This window comes from Ornithinibacter sp., from assembly GCF_035443565.1.
Lineage (GTDB): Bacteria > Actinomycetota > Actinomycetes > Actinomycetales > Dermatophilaceae > Fodinibacter.
The window spans coordinates 1-1062 of sequence record NZ_DAORSO010000433.1 but is presented as its reverse complement, the minus strand read 5'-3'; the positions used below and the strand labels follow the sequence as shown (position 1 = coordinate 1062).

The window sequence follows — 1062 nt, the reverse complement described above, 5'->3', positions numbered from 1 at the left end:
GGGCCATGACTGCGCTGCCCACCGACCTGTTCACCGCGATCGACCACGTCGGCGTCGCCGTGCCCGACCTCGACGAGGCGATCGCCTTCTACACCTCGACCTACGGGATGCGGATGCTCCACGAGGAGACCAACGAGGAGCAGGGCGTGCGCGAGGCGATGATGGCCGTCGGCGACTCCGGTTCCTGCATCCAGCTCCTGGCTCCACTCACGCCCGCCTCGACGATCGCGAAGTTCCTCGACCGCAGCGGCCCCGGCATCCAGCAGCTGGCCTACCGCGTCACCGACCTGGATGCCGTGAGCGCCACCTTGCGCGAGCGTGGGCTTCGCCTGCTCTACGACGCGCCCCGGCGCGGCACCAGCAACAGCCGGGTCAACTTCATCCACCCCAGGGATGCAGGTGGCATCCTCGTCGAGCTCGTCGAGCCGGCCGACTCAGCCCACTGACGGTCACGACGGCGCGCTGACGGGCTCGACCGGTCAGCGCACCAGTGCCTTGCGGTTGCGCATCGCCCGCACGAAGGTGGCGCCGGCAAAGGGCAGGAACAGCGCCCCGGTGAGCAGCGCCACCGCGGCCAACGAGTTGTAGGCCCACATGTCGGTGGCCCGAACGACCTCGGCCTGAGCGTTGGCCCACCAGCCCAGGGCGAGGAACCCGACCCCCATCAGGAGCATGACCAGGGGGCCCACGTAGCTCGTCGGCCGCCACGGCCCCGACCCCGGCATCGTGTTGGACATGCTCTCAGCGTGGCACACCGGGCTCGGCCGAGCCAGCGTTCTGCGAGCCGCCGCGCTCATCCGATGCCGCCCCGGCGGCGACGAGCATCGGGGCCAGCACGACGGCGATGAAGGCCGGGATGACCAGGCCAGAGTCGTTGACAGCGAACCCGACCAGGGCGAGGACGAGGGCCCCTCGCACCACCGGCACCCCGGCATCCACCGGGTGCCAGCCGACCCGCCAGGCCACCACCACGAGAACCACCGTCGCGATCGAGATGGCCAGCAGCGGCGGGGACCCGAGGTTGGTGAGGTTCTGCGCGAGCTTGCGCCCGAGCACCGAGCC

General features: G+C 70.9%; 2 protein-coding genes and 1 pseudogene. 1 reads left to right on the top strand and 2 read right to left on the bottom strand.

Annotated elements, in window-relative coordinates; genetic code table 11:
* Nucleotides 1-5 precede the first annotated feature (5 nt).
* Entirely contained in the window at nt 6-446 is a 441-nt protein-coding gene (mce, locus tag PLL68_RS15765) for a methylmalonyl-CoA epimerase (RefSeq protein ID WP_324535723.1), read from the top strand.
* Nucleotides 447-479: 33 nt separating this feature from the next.
* Here the strand turns inward: mce and PLL68_RS15760 are convergent, their stop codons facing one another.
* Complete coding sequence (locus tag PLL68_RS15760) at nt 480-737, bottom strand: hypothetical protein (protein ID WP_324535721.1); 258 nt, start codon at nt 735-737, stop codon at nt 480-482.
* Nucleotides 738-741: 4 nt separating this feature from the next.
* Nucleotides 742-1062 (bottom strand): annotated as a pseudogene (locus tag PLL68_RS15755) (hypothetical protein); the annotation flags it as partial.

What these genes read in the sequence shown, in the direction of transcription:
- mce (WP_324535723.1), top strand. Translation starts at nt 6, where the DNA reads ATGACTGCGCTGCCCACCGACCTGTTCACCGCGATCGACCACGTCGGC.
- PLL68_RS15760 (WP_324535721.1), bottom strand. Translation starts at nt 737, where the DNA reads ATGTCCAACACGATGCCGGGGTCGGGGCCGTGGCGGCCGACGAGCTAC.